Source organism: Sphingomonas cremea, assembly GCF_021502585.1.
Lineage (GTDB): Bacteria > Pseudomonadota > Alphaproteobacteria > Sphingomonadales > Sphingomonadaceae > Sphingomicrobium > Sphingomicrobium cremea.
Map to the genome: position 1 here is coordinate 103,790 of NZ_JAKFGM010000003.1, position 20,532 is coordinate 124,321.

At 62.4% G+C, this 20,532-nt stretch carries 23 protein-coding genes and 1 tRNA gene; 11 read left to right on the forward strand and 13 right to left on the reverse strand.

The window, feature by feature from the left end:
• The first annotated feature begins 28 nt into the window (after positions 1 to 28).
• From LVY65_RS10680 to LVY65_RS10690, 3 genes are read left to right on the forward strand one after another with little or no spacing between them, the layout of a single operon-like run.
• A complete protein-coding gene (locus LVY65_RS10680; RefSeq protein ID WP_235068180.1) occupies positions 29 to 427 on the forward strand; it encodes an EVE domain-containing protein in 399 nt (132 codons plus the stop codon).
• Positions 424 to 933, forward strand: a complete 510-nt coding sequence (locus tag LVY65_RS10685) for a hypothetical protein (protein ID WP_235068181.1) — start codon at positions 424 to 426, stop codon at positions 931 to 933. The genes LVY65_RS10680 and LVY65_RS10685 overlap by 4 nt, the downstream gene beginning before the upstream one ends.
• A 44-nt stretch (positions 934 to 977) precedes the next feature.
• Complete coding sequence (locus LVY65_RS10690) at positions 978 to 1,409, forward strand: DUF3828 domain-containing protein (protein WP_235068182.1); 432 nt, start codon at positions 978 to 980, stop codon at positions 1,407 to 1,409.
• Positions 1,410 to 1,414: 5 nt separating this feature from the next.
• On the opposite strand, the gene typA is transcribed toward LVY65_RS10690, so the two are convergent.
• From typA to LVY65_RS10705, 3 genes are all read right to left on the reverse strand, one after another.
• Entirely contained in the window at positions 1,415 to 3,250 is a 1,836-nt protein-coding gene (gene typA / locus LVY65_RS10695; RefSeq protein WP_235068183.1) for a translational GTPase TypA, read from the reverse strand.
• A 64-nt stretch (positions 3,251 to 3,314) separates the two neighbouring features.
• Entirely contained in the window at positions 3,315 to 4,214 is a 900-nt protein-coding gene (locus LVY65_RS10700) for a TSUP family transporter (protein WP_235068185.1), read from the reverse strand.
• A 163-nt stretch (positions 4,215 to 4,377) separates the two neighbouring features.
• Positions 4,378 to 4,791 (reverse strand): MarR family winged helix-turn-helix transcriptional regulator, encoded by a 414-nt coding sequence (locus LVY65_RS10705; RefSeq protein ID WP_235068187.1) that lies wholly within the window; start codon positions 4,789 to 4,791, stop codon positions 4,378 to 4,380.
• A 56-nt stretch (positions 4,792 to 4,847) separates the two neighbouring features.
• On the opposite strand from LVY65_RS10705, the gene LVY65_RS10710 reads away from it, so the two are divergent.
• Positions 4,848 to 6,014, forward strand: a complete 1,167-nt coding sequence (locus tag LVY65_RS10710) for an MFS transporter (protein ID WP_235068189.1) — start codon at positions 4,848 to 4,850, stop codon at positions 6,012 to 6,014.
• Here the strand turns inward: LVY65_RS10710 and LVY65_RS10715 are convergent.
• From LVY65_RS10715 to LVY65_RS10740, 6 genes are all read right to left on the reverse strand, one after another.
• The gene (locus LVY65_RS10715; RefSeq protein ID WP_235068190.1) at positions 6,011 to 6,595 is read right to left on the reverse strand and encodes a cytochrome b; all 585 of its coding nucleotides are present in this window, start codon (positions 6,593 to 6,595) and stop codon (positions 6,011 to 6,013) included. The genes LVY65_RS10710 and LVY65_RS10715 overlap by 4 nt on opposite strands.
• 25 nt (positions 6,596 to 6,620) lie before the next feature.
• Positions 6,621 to 8,705, reverse strand: coding sequence for a 3-hydroxyacyl-CoA dehydrogenase NAD-binding domain-containing protein (locus tag LVY65_RS10720; RefSeq protein ID WP_235068192.1), 2,085 nt, complete (start codon positions 8,703 to 8,705; stop codon positions 6,621 to 6,623).
• A 138-nt stretch (positions 8,706 to 8,843) separates the two neighbouring features.
• Complete coding sequence (locus LVY65_RS10725; RefSeq protein ID WP_235068193.1) at positions 8,844 to 9,599, reverse strand: SDR family NAD(P)-dependent oxidoreductase; 756 nt, start codon at positions 9,597 to 9,599, stop codon at positions 8,844 to 8,846.
• Positions 9,596 to 10,381 (reverse strand): SDR family oxidoreductase, encoded by a 786-nt coding sequence (locus LVY65_RS10730; RefSeq protein ID WP_235068194.1) that lies wholly within the window; start codon positions 10,379 to 10,381, stop codon positions 9,596 to 9,598. The genes LVY65_RS10725 and LVY65_RS10730 overlap by 4 nt, the downstream gene beginning before the upstream one ends.
• Complete coding sequence (locus LVY65_RS10735; RefSeq protein WP_235068196.1) at positions 10,378 to 11,625, reverse strand: acyl-CoA dehydrogenase family protein; 1,248 nt, start codon at positions 11,623 to 11,625, stop codon at positions 10,378 to 10,380. Before LVY65_RS10735 ends, LVY65_RS10730 begins: the two co-directional genes overlap by 4 nt.
• A gap of 96 nt (positions 11,626 to 11,721) precedes the next feature.
• Positions 11,722 to 12,594, reverse strand: a complete 873-nt coding sequence (locus LVY65_RS10740; RefSeq protein WP_235068198.1) for a LysR substrate-binding domain-containing protein — start codon at positions 12,592 to 12,594, stop codon at positions 11,722 to 11,724.
• A 101-nt stretch (positions 12,595 to 12,695) separates the two neighbouring features.
• Here LVY65_RS10740 and LVY65_RS10745 point away from each other — a divergent pair, with 101 nt between their 5' ends.
• The 3 genes from LVY65_RS10745 to LVY65_RS10755 all read left to right on the forward strand — a co-directional run bounded on the left by LVY65_RS10745 (position 12,696) and on the right by LVY65_RS10755 (position 15,832).
• Positions 12,696 to 13,367 carry an NADPH-dependent F420 reductase gene (locus tag LVY65_RS10745; RefSeq protein ID WP_235068200.1) on the forward strand — a complete coding sequence of 224 codons (672 nt, stop codon included), beginning with the start codon at positions 12,696 to 12,698 and terminating at the stop codon, positions 13,365 to 13,367.
• 173 nt (positions 13,368 to 13,540) lie between these two features.
• Complete coding sequence (locus tag LVY65_RS10750; RefSeq protein WP_235068202.1) at positions 13,541 to 14,695, forward strand: acyl-CoA dehydrogenase family protein; 1,155 nt, start codon at positions 13,541 to 13,543, stop codon at positions 14,693 to 14,695.
• Positions 14,696 to 14,704: 9 nt separating this feature from the next.
• Positions 14,705 to 15,832 carry an acyl-CoA dehydrogenase family protein gene (locus tag LVY65_RS10755; protein WP_235068664.1) on the forward strand — a complete coding sequence of 376 codons (1,128 nt, stop codon included), beginning with the start codon at positions 14,705 to 14,707 and terminating at the stop codon, positions 15,830 to 15,832.
• Here LVY65_RS10755 and LVY65_RS10760 read toward each other — a convergent pair.
• Positions 15,829 to 16,206 carry a PaaI family thioesterase gene (locus tag LVY65_RS10760; RefSeq protein WP_235068204.1) on the reverse strand — a complete coding sequence of 126 codons (378 nt, stop codon included), beginning with the start codon at positions 16,204 to 16,206 and terminating at the stop codon, positions 15,829 to 15,831. The genes LVY65_RS10755 and LVY65_RS10760 overlap by 4 nt on opposite strands.
• Positions 16,207 to 16,250: 44 nt before the next feature.
• Positions 16,251 to 16,400 (reverse strand): hypothetical protein, encoded by a 150-nt coding sequence (locus LVY65_RS10765; protein WP_235068205.1) that lies wholly within the window; start codon positions 16,398 to 16,400, stop codon positions 16,251 to 16,253.
• A 143-nt stretch (positions 16,401 to 16,543) separates the two neighbouring features.
• Between LVY65_RS10765 and purS the strand changes: the two genes are divergently transcribed.
• The 3 genes from purS (at position 16,544) to LVY65_RS10780 (ending at position 17,541) form a co-directional block, all read left to right on the forward strand.
• Complete coding sequence (purS, locus tag LVY65_RS10770) at positions 16,544 to 16,780, forward strand: phosphoribosylformylglycinamidine synthase subunit PurS (protein ID WP_235068207.1); 237 nt, start codon at positions 16,544 to 16,546, stop codon at positions 16,778 to 16,780.
• Positions 16,777 to 17,442, forward strand: coding sequence for a phosphoribosylformylglycinamidine synthase subunit PurQ (gene purQ, locus LVY65_RS10775; protein WP_235068209.1), 666 nt, complete (start codon positions 16,777 to 16,779; stop codon positions 17,440 to 17,442). The genes purS and purQ overlap by 4 nt, the downstream gene beginning before the upstream one ends.
• Positions 17,443 to 17,464: 22 nt before the next feature.
• Positions 17,465 to 17,541 (forward strand) — tRNA-Arg (locus LVY65_RS10780).
• Between the two features lie 68 nt (positions 17,542 to 17,609).
• On the opposite strand, the gene LVY65_RS10785 is transcribed toward LVY65_RS10780, so the two are convergent.
• Positions 17,610 to 18,464, reverse strand: a complete 855-nt coding sequence (locus LVY65_RS10785; protein WP_235068210.1) for a LytTR family DNA-binding domain-containing protein — start codon at positions 18,462 to 18,464, stop codon at positions 17,610 to 17,612.
• Between the two features lie 129 nt (positions 18,465 to 18,593).
• On the opposite strand from LVY65_RS10785, the gene LVY65_RS10790 reads away from it, so the two are divergent.
• The gene (locus LVY65_RS10790) at positions 18,594 to 19,103 is read left to right on the forward strand and encodes a hypothetical protein (protein WP_235068211.1); all 510 of its coding nucleotides are present in this window, start codon (positions 18,594 to 18,596) and stop codon (positions 19,101 to 19,103) included.
• A 293-nt stretch (positions 19,104 to 19,396) separates the two neighbouring features.
• On the opposite strand, the gene LVY65_RS10795 is transcribed toward LVY65_RS10790, so the two are convergent.
• On the reverse strand, positions 19,397 to 20,494 hold the full coding sequence (locus LVY65_RS10795; protein WP_235068213.1) for an AI-2E family transporter: 1,098 nt from the start codon (positions 20,492 to 20,494) through the stop codon (positions 19,397 to 19,399).
• Positions 20,495 to 20,532: the final 38 nt, after the last annotated feature.

Consider the following 20,532-nt stretch of genomic DNA (forward strand, 5'->3'; position numbering starts at 1 on the left):
AAGCCGGGTCAAAGGGAGATCCGATCGAATGGCCTATTGGCTGATGAAATCCGAGCCCAGCAGCTACAGCTGGGACGACCTGGTCCGCGATGGCGGCACGATGTGGGACGGAGTGCGCAATAATGCCGCGCGCCTTCATTTACGCGCGATGAAGCCAGGTGACGAGGCCTTCGTCTATCACAGCATGGATGAGCGGGCGGTGGTTGGGATCATGCGGATCACTGGAACCGGCCAACCGGACGGTGCCGACGGAAGCTGGGTCAAGGTGCCCGTCGAGCCGGTGCGGCCGCTGAACAAGCCGGTCACCCTTGGCGCCATTAAGGCCGATCCAAGGCTGGCTAAGATGGAACTGATTCGTCAGTCACGCCTTTCCGTCGCTCCCGTGCGCGACGACGAATGGAAGCTGATCCTGGAGATGGCTAAGTGAAATTGCTCGGAATTTTTGGTCTTTTCCTCGCCGTCACGGCCTCGGCCCAGGGGCCGAGCTGGAAGCTAACGCCAAGCGGCTGGGGGCCAGCTCACATCGGCATGAACCGGGCCCAGCTCACTAAGGCGCTTCATGTAGGGCTGGAAGGCGACGCATTCGACAATGAGGGGAGCTGCATCGAACTCTACGCGGCGGACAATGCCCTGCCCGGCCTCATATTCATGCTCATTGATGGCAAGTTGGCACGAATAACGGTGACGGAGCCCGGCAAGGTCGTAACGCCACGCGGGATCGGTATCGGCTCCAGCGCCGACGATGTTCGCAAGGCCTATGGCTCGGACCTGAAGGCGGAGACGCACCATTATGAAGGCGAGCCGGCCGAATATCTGACCTACTGGCTCAAACCGGAAAAAAGCGGGGTTCGTTTTGAAACCGACACCTCGCGCCGAGTGCAGACAATCCATGCCGGAAACGACGCAATCCAGTATATCGAGGGTTGCGCCTGAGGCGAAAAGGGCGGCGGGCCAACAACTGCAACGGGAGGTCAGTGGTGATTCCTATTGCGCTCTTGATTGCAGCATCTGCTCCGGTCGAAAGTCCCGCCGCCTTCGTGCGCCGGGTCTATGCCGGCTACAGCCACAGCGGCTACAATCCGCTAACCATTCCCGAGCAAGTGTTCGCGCCGGCGCTAACCGCGGCAATTCAAAGAGATAGCTCGAGCGGTGAGGTTGGCTATCTCGACGGCGATCCTTTGTGCGACTGCCAGGATTATGACCGAATATCCGCAAAGATTCTGAGCATAAGGCAGCCAAATGCCTACTCCGCCGACGCCCGGATCCACGTCAAACTAGGACCGAAGGAGATGCGAGACCTTAGGCTGAGCCTGATACTAACCGCCTCCGGCTGGCGGATTGCCGATGTGGTCGGCGCTGACGGCCACAGCCTGCTCAAGGAACTGCAGCACTCGAACGCCAAGCGGTGAAGTAGCTATGCCGCTTCCATTTTCCGCGATGCCCGCTTCCGCTCGTGCGGATCGAGGTAGCGCTTGCGGATGCGGATCGCCTTGGGCGTAACCTCGACCAGCTCATCGTCCTGGATGTAGGCGATTGCCTGCTCCAAGGTCATTCGCTTGGGTGGAGTCAGGCGGATGCCCTCGTCCTTGGGCCCGGATGCGCGGAAATTGGTCAGCTGCTTCGTCTTCAGGGGATTGACCTCAAGATCCTGCGTCTTCGCATTCTCGCCAATCACCATGCCTTCGTAAAGCATTTCGCCCGGCGTAATGAACAGCACCCCGCGATCCTCCAGGGCGCTCAACGCGTAGGCCACGGCGGGTCCCTGCTCCATCGAAATGAGCACGCCGTTCTGGCGCCCTGAGATCGGGCCTTTGTAGGGGCCATATTTTTCGAACAGCCGGTTCATGATTCCGGTGCCGCGCGTGTCGGACAGGAATTCGCCATGATAGCCGATCAGGCCGCGGCTCGGCGCCGAGAAGGTCAGGCGGGTTTTGCCGCCGCCTGACGGGCGCATATCGGTCATTTCCGCCTTGCGCATCGCCATCTTGTCGATGACCGTGCCGGAAAATTCGTCGTCGACGTCGATCACCACCGTCTCGTACGGCTCCTCGCGGCCGCCCGGGCCATCGCGGAACAGCACTCGCGGGCGGCTGATCGAAAGTTCGAACCCTTCGCGGCGCAAAGTCTCGATCACCACGCCAAGCTGCAGCTCGCCGCGGCCGGCCACTTCAAACGCCTCGCCGCCTGGAGTTTCGCTGACCCGGATCGCGACATTGCCTTCGGCCTCTCGCGCCAGCCGGTCGCGGATGACGCGGCTCTGCACCTTGTCGCCGTCCTTGCCGGCAAACGGACTGTCGTTGACCGCGAAAGTCATCGACAAAGTCGGCGGATCGATTTCGCGGGCATGAAGCGGCTCGGAAATGGTCAGTTCGCCAATGGTGTTGGACACGGTCGCTTTGACCAGGCCGGCAATGGCGACGATGTCGCCCGCCTGGGCCGTCTCGACCGGCACGCGCTCAAGGCCGCGGAAGGCGAATACCTTGGTCGCGCGGCCGTCCTCAACGACGTTGCCATTCACGTCCATCGCCCGGATCGGCATATTCACGTTGAGCGTACCGCTTTCGATCCGGCCCGTCAGAATACGGCCGAGGAAGGGGTCGCGGTCAAGCAACGTCGTGAGCATCTTGAATTCGGCGGTCGTGTCGAGGTTCGGCGCCGGCACATGCTTGACGATTGTCTCGAACATCGGGGTCAGATCGCCTTCGCGGACGTCGTCGGTGAAGCCGGCATAGCCAGCGCGGCCCGATGCGTAGAGCGTCGGAAAATCGAGTTGCTCGTCATTGGCTTCGAGGTTCAGGAACAGCTCGAACACCTCGTCCAGCACTTCGGCCGGCCGTGCGTCGGGGCGATCGATCTTGTTGACGACGACGATGGGCTTGAGACCGAGTGCAAGAGCCTTGCCGGTGACGAATTTTGTCTGCGGCATCGGTCCTTCGGCGCTGTCGACCAGCAGGATAACGCCGTCGACCATCGACAGGATGCGCTCCACCTCGGCGCCGAAGTCGGCGTGGCCCGGCGTGTCCACGATGTTGATGTGGGTCACCGTGCCGTTGGCGTCGGGCCATTCGACCGAAGTGCACTTGGCAAGGATGGTGATCCCGCGCTCCTTCTCGAGGTCGTTCGAGTCCATGGCGCGCTCTTCCACCCGCTGGTTGTCGCGGAAGGTGCCCGATTGGCGGAAAAGTTGGTCGACGAGCGTGGTCTTGCCATGATCGACGTGGGCGATGATCGCCACGTTGCGCAGGTTCATTATCGATGTCCCGGAGTTAAGTTGCGCGCCCCCTACCTTAAATGCTGCGTTGCGGCAACCGCGGCTAATGTGTCACTGCGGCCTCTGCGGCATCGGGCGGAACCAGTTCCGCCTTGCGCAGTGCGGTCATCAGCAGGACCACGCCAGCATAGGTCACGACCACCACGACCAGCCAGCGCAGCAATACCAGGTCCATTTCTTTCACGATCAGGGCAGCAACCAGAACCGACGGAATCGCTCCGATTGTCAGGCCCAGCACGATCCGCCAATCAAGATCGACCTTGCGGACACACTGCACTCCGGCAGCGATTCCGGAAAATCCGGCACCTGCCGCCATGATCGGAAATGCCAGCCTTGGGTCCATTCCCATCAGGCTCAGCATGGCAAGCGTCGGGGCGTAATTGCCGACCCCGAAACTGAGCAGGATGCCGAATATGAAATTGGCAATAATGGCGATTATTGCCAAGGTGGGCGGCAGACCGCTCGCCGAGCCGCCGGGCGGCATTAGCCCAAGGTTGGATAGGCTATAAAACAGCGCGGCGATCAGAAGCGCGAAACCGACGATTGCCTGGATCAATCGCACTGGGGACCGTGCAGCGATCGGTACTCCTATGTAGCCCCCGGCAACGATCGCAATGACGCAGCCCGTCAGAAGTAGCAAATCGACTTTCACGCCAAGCAGGATCAGGAAAATCACACCTTGGAGGATCGCCGGAATCGTATAGCCGATGAACATGGTCAGCGGCATCAGCCGGTCCGGGACCAACTTTCTGAACTTGAACCAGGCGAGCGTCGGCGCGAATGAACCGATCCCGAGCGTGTCGAAGAAGTTCGTTACCGCAGCAAGTGCTAGCGCCTCCCCTTTCGGCACCAGCTGGTTCTTCTTCGCGGCCTCGCGGATAATGCCGACAAAAAGGCCGGCGGCGCCAATGGTCAATCCCGCGACCAGCAACACGAGCAACATATCGGCCCTTTCCCGTCCATCTGACGTTTCCCGAAGGACTTAACATCGATCGGAGCGAACCCCAACCGAGCGGCAACCAGGCTCTCTCAAGCGTTTAGGCATTGGCTAGTAGGAGGATAATCAGCAGCCGCCGCGCCGCCGGGGCAAGCTCGGATTGTAGAGCCTAGCGCGGCAGTCGTTCGAGGATTTCGATCCCGCGCTCCAGCGCACGAAGTTCGCTTGCCGCCAGCTTGCCGAGGCGGCCTTCCAATGAGCTGTCCGCCGCGGGCGGTCGATTGAGATGCTGGCGTCCCTCGTCGGTTAGCTTGAGCGCAAGGCGGCGGCGGTTGTCGGGATCGGCCTGACGGTCGACCAGCCCCGCGCGAACGAGCACGTCCACAGCCCTGCTCACCGCTGGAGCGCCGCGCTTTACCTTCGCTGCAACCTGGTTGAGCGTCGCTGGCTCGGTCGCTTGAACGGCGGCAAGAAGGTCACGCTGTTGACCCATGGCCTTGGCCGCGGCGGTATCCCCGCCAAGCAGTTCGACCAACCGAGCGAAGCGCGCCGCAATGGCGCCCGGTGATGTACTCCCCCACATGGAATCCACGCTATCAAAGATTTCGCGTTTGGCAAATTTGCCTATAGGCAAGCGTCGTGACGACGCGCTCTTCCCTCCCCCGAACGGTCTGGATTCTCGGCATCGTCAGTCTGCTGATGGACCTGTCGAGCGAGATTTATCATGCGCTGCTGCCAGCCTTCTTGACCGTTACGCTCGGCCTTCCAGTGGTCGCGATGGGCGCGCTGGATGGGGTGGCGGAGGCGACCGCCAATATCGCCAAGCTGGTCTCCGGGCGGCTGAGCGATCGCAACCAGCGGCGCAAACCCTGGATCCTGCTTGGTTATGGCATGGCCGCATTGTCCAAGCCGCTATTCCCCCTCGCCCAAGGCGCTCTGCCGGTGCTTGGCGCCCGGTTCGTCGACCGCATCGGCAAGGGCATCCGCGGCGCACCGCGCGACGCGATGATCGCCGACGAGACGCCGCCCGAGCTGCGCGGCGCGGCTTATGGCCTAAGGCAGGCGCTCGACACCGTAGGCGCCTTCCTTGCGCCGCTCGTGGCAATTGGGCTGATGTTGTTGCTGGCGGACGACATTCGCGCCGTATTCTGGATCGCGGCAGTTCCGGCTGTGCTTTCTTTCCTATTTGCCTGGATCATGCTCCACGAGCCCGAGCGCCATATCGCAATCAAAAGCACGGTTGCCTGGGGTGGCTGGCGCTCGCTCGACAAGCAGGTCAAGCGGCTGATCGGTGTAGGCTTCCTGTTCGGCCTTGCCAGATTTTCCGAAGGCTTCCTGATCCTGAAGGCGATGGACGTTGGCCTCGCCCCAACCTGGTCGCCCCTGGTCCTTGCGCTGTTCAGCCTGGCGTTTCTGGTGCTCGCATATCCTGCGGGCGCGCTCAGCGACCGGATCGACCCGAAATCGCTGTTGCTCGGCGGCATCGCGGTGCTGGTCGCTGCCGATCTGTGGCTGGCCCAATCATCCACCCTGTGGGCGGTGCTGACCGGTGTCGCCCTGTGGGGCGCGCATATGGCGCTGACCCAGGGCATCTTCGCGCGGATGATCGCCGACGCTGCCCCCGAAAGCCAGCGAGCCTCCAGCTTCGGCGCCTTTTTCTTCGCCAGTGGCGTCTCCGCCCTGCTTGCCAGCCTCGGCGCCGGACTGTTGTGGGATCGCGGCGGGCCGGCCGACACCTTTACGGCCGCCGCGGGCGCCGCCGCGATGGCCGGCGCGATGCTATATCTATTGCCGTCGCGCCGCTAAGCCTCGCGCACCGACTTGAACGGCCACATCCTGCCCGCGACAGAGCCCCGATAAACGAACTGATTGTAGAGCGCCGCCGTGACATGCAGGGCAAGCAATGCCAGCACAGCCCAGATCAGTAGCTCATGCACTTCGTTAAACTCATTTTCCTTGGGAATACCGGGAATGGCGGGCACCGACAGGCCGAGTTGCAGCGGTACCCAACCGCCTTCCGCACGGCCCGAGACCGCCGCAAGACCGGTCAGCGGAATCCCGATCAGCAGCAAATAGAACAGGCGATGGTTCCAGACCGCGATGAGGCGGCGCCACTTGGGATAGTCTGAGGGGAATGGGGGCGGCGGGTTCATCAGGCGGACCGCTAGCCGGGCCACGGCCAGCAAAAGGATCATTACTCCCCAGGTTTTGTGCCAGCCGAATACGAATGCTCGCTCGGGAGTGCCGCGCGGCAGGTCTTGGAAGGTGAAACCGATATAGACCTGCATGATTAGCAGGATCGCAGTGATCCAATGGATCCACATGACGATCTTGCGATAGCGCATCGCCACCGGCCCACTCGATTCCGTAATCATATAATCGCTCATCTAAATCCCCTTAGGCTGGCAACGGTCAGCGGGAGAATTTCTCTCCTTTGGCAGCTTTGTCGAGCAACAACTGGCTGAAGCTGAAATCGCTCCCCATTCGCGCTTCCTGGTTCCTTAAACCGGCAACGATCTTTTCCAGCCCTTCGGTGTCGGCCCAGAACATCGGGCCGCCCCGATACACCGGCCAGCCATACCCATAGACCCACACCACATCGATGTCGGACGCGCGCTGCGCCATGCCTTCCTCGAGGATCTTCGATCCCTCGTTGACCATCGTGTAAAGAGTACGCTCGACGATCTCCTCATCGCTGATGTCGCGGCGGGTGACGCCCTGCTTGGCAGCGAAATCCTCGATGATCTGCTGAACGACCGGCGACGGGCTTGGTCGGCGCTTGTCATCATAATCGTAGAAGCCGGCCCCCTTCTTCTGGCCCCAACGATCGATGGCACACAGAGCGTCGCGAATATTTTCGATCCGGCTGGGATCGCGGTGCCAGCCGATATCGACCCCGGCCAGGTCGGCCATCTGGAACGGTCCCATAGGCATACCGAATTCGACATGGACCCGATCGATCTGCTCCGGCGTCGCGCCCTCTAGGAGGAGCTTGGTCGCCTCGACCTGGCGCGGCATCAGCATACGATTGCCGATGAAGCCATGGCAGACACCGGCGACTACGGCGACCTTCCTGATTTTCTTCGCCAGCTGCATCGCCGTAACCAGCACGTCCGGCGCGGTCTTGGCACCCCGGACGATCTCCAGCAGCTTCATCACATTGGCGGGCGAGAAGAAGTGGAGACCGACCACATCCTGCGGCCGCGATGTGCTGGCCGCAATCTCATCGATGTTGAGATAGCTGGTGTTGGAAGCAAGGATGGCGCCCGGCTTGGCGATCTTGTCGAGGCGCCCGAAGACGTCCTTCTTGATCTCCATGGTTTCGAACACCGCCTCGATGATCAGATCGCAATCGGCCAGCGCGTCGAAGTCCAGCGTGGGCTTCAGCAGCCCCATCGCCTTTTCGACCTGTTCGCCGGTCATTCGGCCCTTCGCGGCGGTCGCTTCGTAATTCTTGCGCATCACTCCCGTGCCGCGGTCCAGCGCTTCCTGCGCCATCTCGACGATCGTGACCGGGAAGCCGGCGGACAGGAAGTTCATCGAGATGCCGCCACCCATCGTTCCGGCACCGATCACACCGACCTTCTTCACGTCGCGCGGCCTGGTGTTCTCGGGAATATTCTCGATCTTGGCTGCCTTGCGTTCGGCGAAGAAAAAATATTGCTGCGCCCTCGACTGGGTGCCGGCCATCAGCCCCATGAACAGGTTGCGCTCGTCGATAACGCCTTCGGCATAGGGCTTGGCAACGGCAGCCTCGACCGCCTTGATGTTCGCCTCTGGCGCCTCAAAGCCGCGGAACTTCCTGGCATTGGCTTTGCGGAATTCGTCGAAGATCGCCGGATTTTCACGCGCCTCCTTCAGCTTTTCGTCGCGTTCGCTCGACTTTGGCAGCGGACGAATGTCGCGAACCTCATCGGCCAGCGCGACGGCATGCTGAAGCAGTTCGCCTTCCGCAATTCGGTCAACCAGCCCGACAGAAAATGCCTCCCTAGCGCCAATCGGCGTGCCGGAAGTGACCATTTCCAGGGCCTTCTGGACACCCGCGACGCGTGGCAGCCGCTGCGTGCCGCCTGCGCCGGGGAGCAGGCCAAGCTTCACCTCGGGAACGCCTAGCTTCGCGTCGGGAACGGCGATGCGATAGTGGGAACCGAGCGCGACCTCGAGCCCGCCGCCGAGAGCAGTTCCGTGAATCGCGGCAACCACCGGCTTCGAGCAATTCTCGATCGTATCGACCACGCTCGGAAGCCACGGCATCACCGGCGGCTTGCCGAATTCGGTGATGTCGGCCCCGGCGAAGAAGGTTTGCCCTTCGCATCGGATGACGACCGCCTTGATGGCATCGTCTTTCTCCGCTTCGTCGATCGCCGCAACCAACCCCTGCCGTACAGCGGCGCCTAGAGCGTTCACTGGCGGATTGTTCGATGTGACAATCAACACGTCGCCGTGGCGAGTGGTGGAGATCGGGCTGGTGGTGGGCTTGTCGATGACGTCGGTCATGAGGGGCTCCGTAAGTTCACTAAGTTCACAAAAGTCTCGGGATGAGGCGCCATTTTCAGCCCCTCCAGGTCGTCCGATAAGAATGGACAGCTGCAGCCAGTAATAGTCGGCGGGTCCGTCCGTAGGACAGCAGATTCGTCACGTCGTCGTCCGCCCGTAGCTTTGATGGTTGAAGGGGTGCGACGCCGACAAGCCGCCGTCCACAACGATCGCCTGCCCGTTGACGTAACTTGCCTCATCGGAAGCGAGAAACAGCGCGGCATTGGCGATTTCGATCGGTGCACCGCCACGCCTGAGTGGATTCAAATGACCAATCTGGCCTTCCTGCCCCTTGGCCCGCGCCCGCTCATAGATGAGTTCGGTCATGCCGGTCTCGATCAGGCCGGGGCAAATGGCGTTGACCCGGATGTTGGCGCCAACGAACTGGGTCGCGGCGATTTTGACCAGGTTGATCACTCCCGCCTTCGACGCCGAATAGGCCGGGCCGCCCGCTCCAGAACGAAGGCCAGCCACCGAAGCGGTAGCGACGATCGAACCCCCGCCCCTCTCCTTCATTGCGGGCGCAGCATATTTGATCGCCAGGAATGGCCCGATCAGATTGACCCGGAGAATCTCGGCCCAATCGTCCGCATCCTGTTCGAAGATACTGGCAAACCCGCCAGATATTCCGGCGTTGGCGAACATGATGTCCAACCCACCGAAATCACGCACGGTGTGAGCGACCAGCGCCTCCACCTGCTCTTCGTCCCCCGCATCACATTCAAAATCGGTCCCGCGAAGATCCGCGCCGACAACGCGTGCGCCCTCCTGCCGGAAGAGCTCGACTGTCGCCTTGCCGATCCCCGAGCCGGCGCCGGTGACGATCGCGATCTTTCCGCTGAGGCGTCCGCTCACAGCCCGACCCCGATCGTGCTCCCGCCGTCGACGATCATCGCCTGGCCGGTCATGAAGGTCGACGCGGGTGAAGCGAGATAGACCGCGGCGCCGGCGATCTCGTGCGGTTCGCCGATCCGACGAAGCGGCGTCGAGCGGGTGACCGCCTTCAGCGTGTCGGGATTTTCCCACAGCGCGCGGGCAAAGTCGGTCTTCACCAGCCCTGGCGCGATGCAGTTTACTCTCACGCCCTTCGGCCCGAATTCGGCCGCAAGGTTGCGGGCCAGTTGGAAGTCCGCCGCCTTGGAAATGTTGTAGGCGCCGATCATAGTCGAACTGGTCAGCCCGCCGATGGAACTGACGATGATGATCGATCCTTCTCCACGCTCGAGCATTTCCGGGGCAACCATCGAAATCAGCCAATGGTTGGCAATGACGTTGTTCTCAAGGACCTTGCGGAACTGGTCGTCGCTGATCCCTGCCATCGGGCCGTAATAGGGATTGGAGGCGGCATTGCAGACCAGGACGTCAATCCGCCCGAACGCGCGGCGGGATTCGTCGACCAAATGCTGCAAGTCATCCTTGCTAGAGATGTTGGCCGCCACCGCGATCGCGCGGCCCTCACCGTGCTGCGCATTTATGGCATGAGCCACCTCGTCGCAGGCGTCCTGCTTTCGGCTGGAAATGACGACCTTCGCGCCATGTTCGGCGAGCGCCGCAGCGATGGCCAAACCGATGCCGCGCGACGAGCCGGTAATGATCGCTACCTTACCGGTCAGGTCGAAGAGCCGGGGGCAAGTCACGCAAGTGCCTCCGCATGCTTGGCGAATTCGATCAATGCGATCGCGCGATTGTGAACCTCATCGGGCCCATCGGCGAGCCGCAGCGTGCGGATTCCGGCCCAGCTCGCCGCCAGCGGGGTATCCTGGCTGACTCCCGCCCCGCCGTGCGCCTGGATCGCGTCGTCGATCACCTTCAGCGCCATGCGCGGCGCCTTTACCTTGATCATCGCGATCTCGGCCTTGGCTGCCTTGTTACCGGACTTGTCCATACGGTCGGCGGCAAGCAGGCAAAGCAGCCGTGTAGCGTCGATCTCGATCCGCGCTTCGGCCACCCGTTGCTCCCACACGCTGTGCTCGCTGAGCCGCTTGCCGAAGGCCACGCGGCTCTGAAGCCGCCGCGCCATATAGTCGAGCGCTTCTTCGGCGGCGCCGATGGTACGCATGCAATGGTGAATTCGGCCTGGTCCCAGGCGGCCCTGCGCAATTTCAAACCCGCGGCCCTCGCCGAGCAGCAAGCTTGCCGCGGGCACGCGCACGTCCTTGAGCTCAATTTCCATATGGCCGTGCGGGGCGTCGTCATAGCCATAGACCGACAGGAACCGCTCGACGGTGATGCCGGGGGCATCCATCGGCACCAGGATCATCGATTGCTGACGGTGCTTGGCCTCGGCCGTATCGGTCTTGCCCATCAGGATCGCGACCTTGCAGCGCGGATCACCCGCGCCTGACGACCACCATTTGCGGCCGTTGATGACATAATCGTCGCCATCGCGGTCGATGCGGCATTCGATGTTGGTGGCATCGGACGAAGCGACCCCTGGCTCGGTCATCAGGAATGCCGAGCGGATCTCCCCACGCATCAGGGGGCCAAGCCATTGCTCCTTCTGCTCGCGGGTACCGTAGCGATGGAGCACTTCCATATTTCCAGTGTCCGGAGCCGAGCAGTTGAACACCTCCGACGACCAGAGGATTCGCCCCATTTCCTCGGCGCACAGCGCATATTCGAGGTTGGTCAGTTGCTCGCCCCCGAACGCAAATGTCTCGTCGACATGGTTGAGTGCCCCACCCGGCGGCATGAACAGGTTCCACAGACCCGCGGCTTTTGCCTTGGGCTTTAGGCCCTCGATCAGCTGCAGCGGCTGCCAGCGGTCGCCGCTGTCGATCTCTTTCTTATAGTCCGCGACTCGGGGACGGATGTGCTGGTCGATGAACTCGCGGACGCGGTCGCGGAAAAAAGACTGGCGTTCCGTAAGGTCAAAATCCACCGCTGCTTCTCCCGCTTGGGCGACCGTCCAGTATCGTTCCAAAACGGGCTAGGACGGTGGGACCGACTGGGCAAGTGGTGTTCAGCTTTCCAGTTCCTAGACTTGCTGCACGCTATGGAATTCGTTCGCCAACCAGCTTTCGATCTCGTCGACCTCCGCAACGCGCGCCCCCTTCGGCCTGACGAAATAATAGGCCCGCTGATCGGGGATCGTAATGTCGAACGGACGCACGAGCTTTCCTTCGTGGAGCCTGTCCGCAACGCCCAATTCCCTCGCCAGCGCCACGCCTTCTCCGGCTTCTGCCGCCTCGATCAGCAGGCTGGAATCCGCATACTCCGGCCCTGAGAGCGGCTCCCCGGCCGACACCCCGGCAGCTTCGAACCATGCCGCCCAGCTGTGCCATGGATGGCGAAGCAGATTGCAGTTCAACAGGTCGCCCGGGCGATTTACGGGATGTTCGGCAAGATATTTCGGCGAGCAAACCGGAAAGAGGATTTCCTTGGCCAGCGGGCTGGCGTCGGTATTGGTCCAGCTGCCCATTCCATAGCGGACCGCCGCGTCAATGCCCTCGCCGAGCTCGACCGGCCGGGATGACAGGTCAAGCCGCAGGTCCAGCTCAGGGTGCAGGGCCCTGAATGATCCGAGTCGGGGGACCAGCCACGACGACAGCGCCGGAAAGACGCTGATTGTTAGACGTCGCTTCGCTTGTGCGTTGGATGGGCTGAAAATGCTCTCCAGAAGTCCGAGGGCGTTTCGTACCTGGCCCAACAGGCGAATGCCCTCGGCCGTCGGCATCATTCGATTGCCCTTCCGCTCGAACAGCCTTGTGCCAAGCAGAGCCTCCAACTCACGAATGCGATGGCTGATTGCGCTATGGGTCAGGCCCAACTCCCGGCCCGCCTTCGAATAGCTTTGGTGCCGGCCGGCAGCGTCGAACGCCCGCAACGTCTGAAGCGAAGGCATGTGCATGATTCTTAGGTTGTGAATTCAAGTCACAACCTAGTCAACGCATGATCGTTGGCCATGCTGTCCGGTTCGGCTGCAGAATCCCGCGCAGAAGGAGACAGGAAATGACCTTGCCAACGGGATGGTTGCCGGAAATCGGTGTGATTGGAACGGGCCGGATGGGCACTCGGCTCGCCGCGATGTTCGCCAGGGCGGGCCGGCGCGTCATCCTTGGTTCACGCGACCCGCGCCGCGCCGAAGCTATCGTCGAAGCGCTCGGCGTACCGCGCCTTCATGCCGGGACCTACGAGGATGCAGCCAGCGCACCGGCGGTCCTGCCGGCGCTATTCCTGCGCGACGAGCTGATTCAGCACCTCGAGGCGCTTCGCGGGCATCTTTCGGGCAAGCTGCTGATCGACATCAGCAACCCATTCAACGACGATTACAGCGACTTTCTGACGCCTTGGGATGGAAGCAGCGCCGAGTTGCTGCAGCAGCAGTTTCCGGAAGCACGCATCGTCGGGGCCTTCAAGAATGTCTGGTCGGAGGTGTTCGATCGGCCCCTGTTCGATGGAGTCACGAGCGATGTCCTGGTGACGGGAGACGATGAGCTGGCGAAGCAGGCGTTCCTCAACCTCGCGGCCGACACGCCATTTCGCTACCTGGACGCGGGACCGCTGCGAAATTCGCGTACGGTCGAGCGGCTGACGTTGTTGACCGGGAGACTCGGCCGACAGCTCGACATCTATCCGACGATGAACTGGCGGCTGCTTGGCCAAACGGTCAAGGCAGCCTGACTGGGGGGCCGCGACTCGACCTTGCCCCAAATCCAGGTGGAGTCGCGGCCCTTGCCGCATTGGAATTATAACCTTTCCGTAGGGTCCAAATTGCCCCCTTCCCTAGGCGCTTGCCTCACCCGCCTGTCCCGTTCCACAACGGGCTGGACGATCGGAGAGGAAGGGCAAGAACGATGGCCGATTTGGAGGTGTTTCGCGCCGAAACCCGCGCCTGGCTGGAGGCCAATTGCCCGGCCGAAATGCGCACCCCGATGCGCTCTGAAAAGGATGCCTGTTGGGGTGGGCGGCATTTTGAATATGCGTCGCCCGCGCAGAAGCAATGGCTCGACGTCATGGCGTCGCGCGGCTGGACGGTGCCCGATTGGCCCAGGGAATATGGCGGCGGAGGGCTAAGCCCGGCCGAAACCAAGATATTGAAGGAAGAGATGGCCGCGCTCGGCTGCCGGCCGCCGCTTACCAGCTTCGGCATCTCGATGCTTGGGCCCGCCTTGCTCAAATATGGGAATGAAGAACAGAAGAAGCGCTTCCTGACCGAAATCGCCCGCGGCGAAATCCGCTGGTGCCAAGGCTATTCGGAACCGGGCGCGGGGTCGGATCTCGCCGGCCTTCAGACCAAGGCCGAAGACAAGGGCGACCATTTCCTCGTCAACGGGCAGAAGGTGTGGACCAGCTATGCCGACCAGGCCGACTGGATCTTCTGCCTTGTCCGCACCTCGACCGAGTCGAAACATGGCGGGATCAGCTTCCTGCTGTTCGACATGGAAAGCCCCGGCGTTTCGACCAAGCCGATCCTGCTGATCAGCGGCAACTCGCCCTTCTGCGAGACGTTTTTCGACGATGTGAAGGTGCCGAAGAACCAGCTGGTCGGAGATGAGAATAAGGGCTGGGACGTGGCCAAATATCTCCTCGGCCATGAGCGTGAGATGATCAGCGGAATTGGCCTGGGCGGCGAGAGGGAAGCCCTTGGCAAGGCGGTCGGGCCGATCGAAGATCCGCTGCTGCGCGCTGAGATCGCGGCATTCGATGTGGACGCTTTAGCTTTCGCGGCGATGAGCGAGCGATTCATCGATCAGCTGAAAGCGGGCGAAGCCCATCCCGCGATGCCTAGCATCATGAAATACGCCGGGACCGAGCTCAACAAGCGCCGTCACGAGCTGATCATGGCCGCGGGCGGCAGCGATACGCTCGAATGGGACAGCGAACGATCGAAAGGCGGCAAGTCCGCCCGCGACTGGCTCCGTACCAAGGCCAATTCTATCGAGGGCGGGACTAGCGAAGTCCAGCTCGGCATCGTCGCCAAGCATATCCTCCGCCTCCCGGGAGCCTGATTCGACATGATGACCCTGACCGACGACCAGAGGATGCTTCACGACACGGTTCGCCCGTTCATGGCGGATGAAGGCGCGATCAAGTCGCAGCTCCGCCATTGGCGCGACACGGGCTGCGGCGACGGCTTCGGCCATGGCCTGTGGAAGCAATTCGGCGAGCTTGGGCTGACCGGCATCCTCATCCCCGAAGCGCAGGGTGGTGCGGGGCTGGGCGCGGTCGAGGCGGGTGTGGTGCTTGAGGAGATCGGCCGCAACCTCACCCCTTCCCCCTTTCTCACAACTGCAGTCGCGGCCGTCCGGGCAATGCAAGGGTCGGCCCAGGCCGAGCGCTGGTTCCCCGGCATTGTCGCCGGCGAGACGATCGCTGCGCTGGCGATCGACGAGGGAAAGCACCACGATCCAACGCGGATCGCAACCGAGGCCAGGCGATCAGGCAACGGGTTCGTCCTTAACGGGGGCAAGCAATTCGTCGTCCACGGCGCCAGCGCCGACGTCATCCTTGTCGCCGCACGCACCGCGGGCTCGTCTGGCGAAACGCGGGGGCTGACCCTGTTCGCGGTCGAACGCTGCGCCAGCGGCCTTGAAATCGACAATGTGGCCTTGGCTGACAGCAGCAAGGCTGCCCGGCTCCGCCTCGACGAGGTGGAAGTCGACGCAGACGCAGTGGTCGGCGAAGTGGATGGCGGCTGGACGCCGATTTCGCGAGGCCTCAACGCCGGACGGGCAGGCGCCGCGGCCGAGTTGGTCGGAGTGGCCGTCGGGGCCAGCGAGATGACCTTCGAGTATCTGAAGCAGCGCAAGCAGTTCGGCCGCCTGATCGGCGAGTTCCAGGCCCTGCAGCATCGTGCCGCGCATCTCTATGGCGAAATCGAAATTGCCCGCGCCGCGGCGCTCAAGGCCGCGCAGTTGCTCGACGCCGGGGATCCACGTGCAGAGCTATTCGTCTCGGTCGCCAAGGCGAAGGCGGCAAGGACTTCGGCGCTGGCCGTGCAGGAAGGCGTACAAATGCACGGCGGTATCGGCATGACCGACGAGCATGACATCGGCCTCTACATGAAGCGTGAGGCCGTGCTTTCAGAGTTGTTCGGGTCGCCGCGCTACCATGCCGCCCGCGTAGCGGAGCTCAGCGGCTATTAGCCTCGATCGAGCAGGAAATTGATCCGCGCCGAAGCGATCGGCTTGTCGCGCTCCGCCTGCCAGGCATAGGCTTCGATATTGGCCATGCGCTTTCCCAGCCGCTCGATCACCGCTTCGGCATAGGTATCCCGCGCAATCCCGCCACGCATATAGTCGACCGTGACCGTGATCGGCTTTTTGACAACCTCGTCGCCAATCGCACGCGATAGGGCATTGAAGGCGGCGAATTCGAGCAGTCCGGCGATCGCGCCTCCGTGCAGATAGCCGGGGCGCCCGACGACATCCTCGTGAAACGGCATGACGAAGCGAAGCTGCCCATCGTGCTGCTCGGTTCGAAGTCTCAACAGTCGCGCATAAGGTGGTAGCGTTTTCACCCGACCGCCCTAGCGCGGCAACGGTCCGGGGTCAGCCCCCAAGGTCAGCTGCGAGTCTTATACCCGCAGATAATCCCGAGAATGAACGAGGTGAAAAGTGCGAGCTGGACCTTCCCGGTCGGGTCGGTCCAGTGGAAATAATCCGCCCCCCACCCGAACAGCGCGACGAACATCATGGCTGCGATTGCGACCATCGTTCCCTTAACTCCTTACCTCGCCAGACGCAGAATCCGGCGCGCGAAATTAGAACAGAAAAGGGTAAACATCCGGTAAAGCTTGCCGATCGGCGCCCCTGACGGCATAGGGCCGCCAATTGGAATTCAGAGAGGCCAGGCCGATGAAAGCGCGCGTGTTCGTCACCTTGAAACCAGGCGTCCTCGACCCCCAGGGAAAGGCGATCCACCATGCTCTCGAAGGCCTTGGCTTCGGCGGAGTCCAGGATGTCCGCGCTGGGAAGCTGATCGAGCTCGACCTTGCCGACGGCACCAGCGATGCGGACATCGAAGCGATGTGCAAGAAGCTGCTTGCCAACACCGTCATCGAGAATTTCAGGATCGAGAGGCAAGCGGCGTGAAAAGTGCGGTACTCGTCTTTCCCGGCTCCAACTGCGATCGCGACCTGGCGGTAGCCATTGAGACCGTGACCGGCCGCGCGCCCGCAATGGTCTGGCACCGCGAAAGCGAGCTTCCGCAGGGCACCGACTTCATCGCAATTCCCGGCGGCTTTTCCTATGGCGATTATCTCCGCTCCGGCGCGATGGCCGCCCGCTCGCCGATCATGCAGGCGGTGGCCGAGGCGGCGGGCAAGGGCGTGCCGGTGCTGGGTGTCTGCAATGGTTTCCAGGTGCTGACCGAGGCTGGGCTTCTGCCTGGTGCGCTTATGCGCAACGCAGGGCTTCATTTCGTCTGCCGGTCGGTTGGGCTTAAGGTCGAGAATAGCCAGTCAATCTTCACCAGCGCCTATCAGGCAGGGGAAGAAATCAGCATTCCGGTTGCCCATCACGACGGCAACTACCAGGCCGATGCCGAAACGCTCGACCGGCTCGATGGTGAAGGCCGGGTCGCGTTCCGCTATACTGGAGAGGTCAACGGCTCGGCGCGGAACATTGCCGGGATCCTCAACTCTGCCGGCAATGTCCTCGGCATGATGCCGCATCCTGAGCGTGCGCTGGAGCCCGCCCACGGCAACACTGACGGGAGACGCCTGTTCGAAGGCCTGCTGGAAGCGGTCTCCTGACCTGCTAGACAAGCGCAGTCGCGCGCCCGTAGCTCAGCTGGATAGAGCACGTGCCTTCTAAGCATGAGGTCGCAGGTTCGAATCCTGCCGGGCGCGCCATTCCCATCAGTGCGCGGAATCCTGCCATTTTTCGATTGAAGTTGGGCACCCGCAGCCGAAATTGGCCGTTAGAGGCCCGTGCAGGGCCCTTGGCCAGCGACCGAAGCCTGACCGGGCGGGCCGATGTTGGGGGCATGGGCAAACCTTGCCCGGGCAGCTGCAGAGAAGGTCCTGCCGACCGGCACCAGGGTTTTGTCGATCAGGCAGAGGGAAAGCTTCTGCCGCTCCGTCCGCAAGCCTGCGACCGCCGCTTGGGCGACCCACCAGCGGCGATGAACCCGCGCTCCCAGTTGCGGGTCGAGCAAGGCTACCGCATCGGCCATCCGCATCAGTATCAGGGCGCTCCCTCCGACCGCATGCACGCGAAGATAGTGATCCTCCGTTTCGAGTGCGATTATGTCGCTGCCGATCCCTGGCGGCAGTCTACTTAGCAGAGCGGGCGGAAAGGCGGCAGGAATCGCCTCTGCCCCTGGTTCCGGCAGAGCCGGCGCATGGCCAGGTGTTTCAGCGCCATCGGCCGTGGGTGCGGTGATTGTCGTCGTGTAAACGACCAGCAGTTGAACGGCCGCGACCGCCGCGAACAGGGCCAGCAGTTGCTGGGGCGTAAAGAAGCGGCCCGGCTGAACAAACGACATCGTCCACGCCACGACGAAGGTCATCGGCAATGCGGAAACCAGAGCGACGGCTCCGATCCGGGTCGCACCGGCGCGAACCCTTGTGACTGGCAGCATGGCGTCTGCCGCGACGGCAGCCACCGCGCCGGCCGCCGTCAGCCCTAGCCAGAATGCGTAGCGGGTCGCGGTCGGGAAGGCCGGGTAGGAGCCGAAGGGGCCTGCGAAGCCGAGGAGCAGTCCCAATGGTATCGCGGCCAGGAATGGCTTCCATCTCCCCCAGAAAGGCCGTTGGCGCCGCGTGAACTGCATGCTTCCCACATTGGCGAAAAAGCGGAAGCTATTGGCGAAATCCCGGCTTGTCGATGAGGCGGAGACCAGAGGATGTCACCGTGGCCGGCGCGATCCGCGCCCAAAGCTTGTCCAACATGGAGAATGAAGATGAAACGCTTGATGACGCTTGCCCTGGCCGCAGCCTTCGTTGCCCCTGCAGCGATTGCTGCACAGCCCGCGACTTCGATCGCCATGAACTGCAGCGCGGGAGCCGCTGCGGCGGACGGCGAGGTCCCGAACCTTCACGGGCATTGGGATTTCCTGATGGTTCCCGGGGGAACGCCCAGTTTCGGGCTTATGTCTATCGGATTCGTCGGCGCTGAGTATGGCGGATCGCTGGCGCCGGTGAGGACCGCGCCAGTTGTCCTGCGCAAGATCACCTTGGCCGGCAACAGCGTCCACATGGTTGTTGCCTCCCGCGAGGGCGATGTCCTGTTCGACGGCAGGCTCTCGGCCAAGGGCGACCTTATGTGCGGAACCGTAACCTACCACGGAGGCGAAACCTTCCCGATGGTGGCGCAGAAGCGGCCTTCAACCTATCAGTCGCAGCCTCAGGCCCAGCGGCGCGGTAAGGGGCTGGACGGGCGCACGGCGCCGGGCGTTAAGGCGGGCAGGTGAGAGCCAGCACCAGCTGGGCTTTTCAGCTGGTGTCCTTGCTGCATGCTTCCTTGGCGATGGCCGCTTCCGGCTCCGTCCGGCATGCCCGTGAACGTCGACTTCAGGCGCATTTCGGACCTCGGCCGTCCAACTTAGCCGAAATTTCCCAATGGTCTGATTGCCCATCAAATTCATGCCGGGCGCGCCAACTGGCCGTTGGGTTCGGGGAAGACAGACTTGGGACGGCTTGCGCTAACTGGCAGCAGCCCGAGAAACTCTCTGTTCCGTCTCCGGGATTTTCCCGGACTTAACACTTACGAAGCGGGTTCTTCGGCCTTAGCTGCGCCCGCGACTGGCTTGCCGAGCCATTCGTAGAACAGCACATAGCCGACCGCGAGGATAACGGCGCCAATGAACAGGCCGACCAGTCCGTAGGCCATGACTCCACCAATCACGCCGAGCAGGATGATCGGCATCGGCACTTCCAGCCCATGGCCAATCAACATTGGCTTCAGCACCGCGTCGCTAAGCCCACCGATCACTGACCAAACGGTGAAAATGACAGCTACGGTCGTGCTCTGGGTCGAAAAAGCCCAGGCGATCGCAGGCAGGGTGACGATCAGCACCGGGACCTGCACGATACCGAGCATGAACGCCAACAGCGACAACAGCCCCGCGCCTGGAACGCCGACGACGAAAAAGCCGATCCCGACCAGCAGCGCCTGGACGAAGGCCACGCCGATCACGCCATTCGCAACCGAGCGCACCGTGGCCGCAATGATGTCCATCAGATGTTCGCCCTGCTGGCGGCTGCCGGTAATGCGGGCGAACAGCGCTGCAAAGAAGGCGCGTATAGTCTTGGCATAGGCAAGGGCGACGGCGGCTAGAATGATCGCAAGGATCAGTACCAGCACCACGACGAAGGTGCTGCCGGCTTGCGCTAGAAGCCACTTTGTAAAGGCTTTCATCTGCTCGCCATGGCCCTTGAGGAATGCGGGGAAGTCATTGGCCGCTTGCGCCCATGCCGCATGAATCTTGGGACCGACGATCGGTACTCCTTCAAGGCTCGCAGGAGGCGGCCTGACATCGACCGCCCCGGTTCGAATTCCTTCAACCAGGCCCGGGATACTGCTCGCCGCGTGAATGGCCGCAATCGCCGTGGGGATGAGAATCAGGGCGACCAGGACGCCTCCCAACAGCATGGCAGCCCTGCCCGGCCTCCATCCCTTCGCCAGCAACTTCTCCTGCAGCGGATTGAAGCAGATGGCGAGGATGATCGTCCACAGCAGCAGGCCCACGAAGGGCAATAGCAATTGGATACAAAGCGCTATCAGCAGCGCCGTCAGGAGTAGCGGCAGCAGGAGATCAATGAGATTCTGGACCGGCCTGGTCCCGCCCGACGTCGTCGCCATATGCCACCCCTATTTTGCCAGAGGTTGAGCCCTCGGGC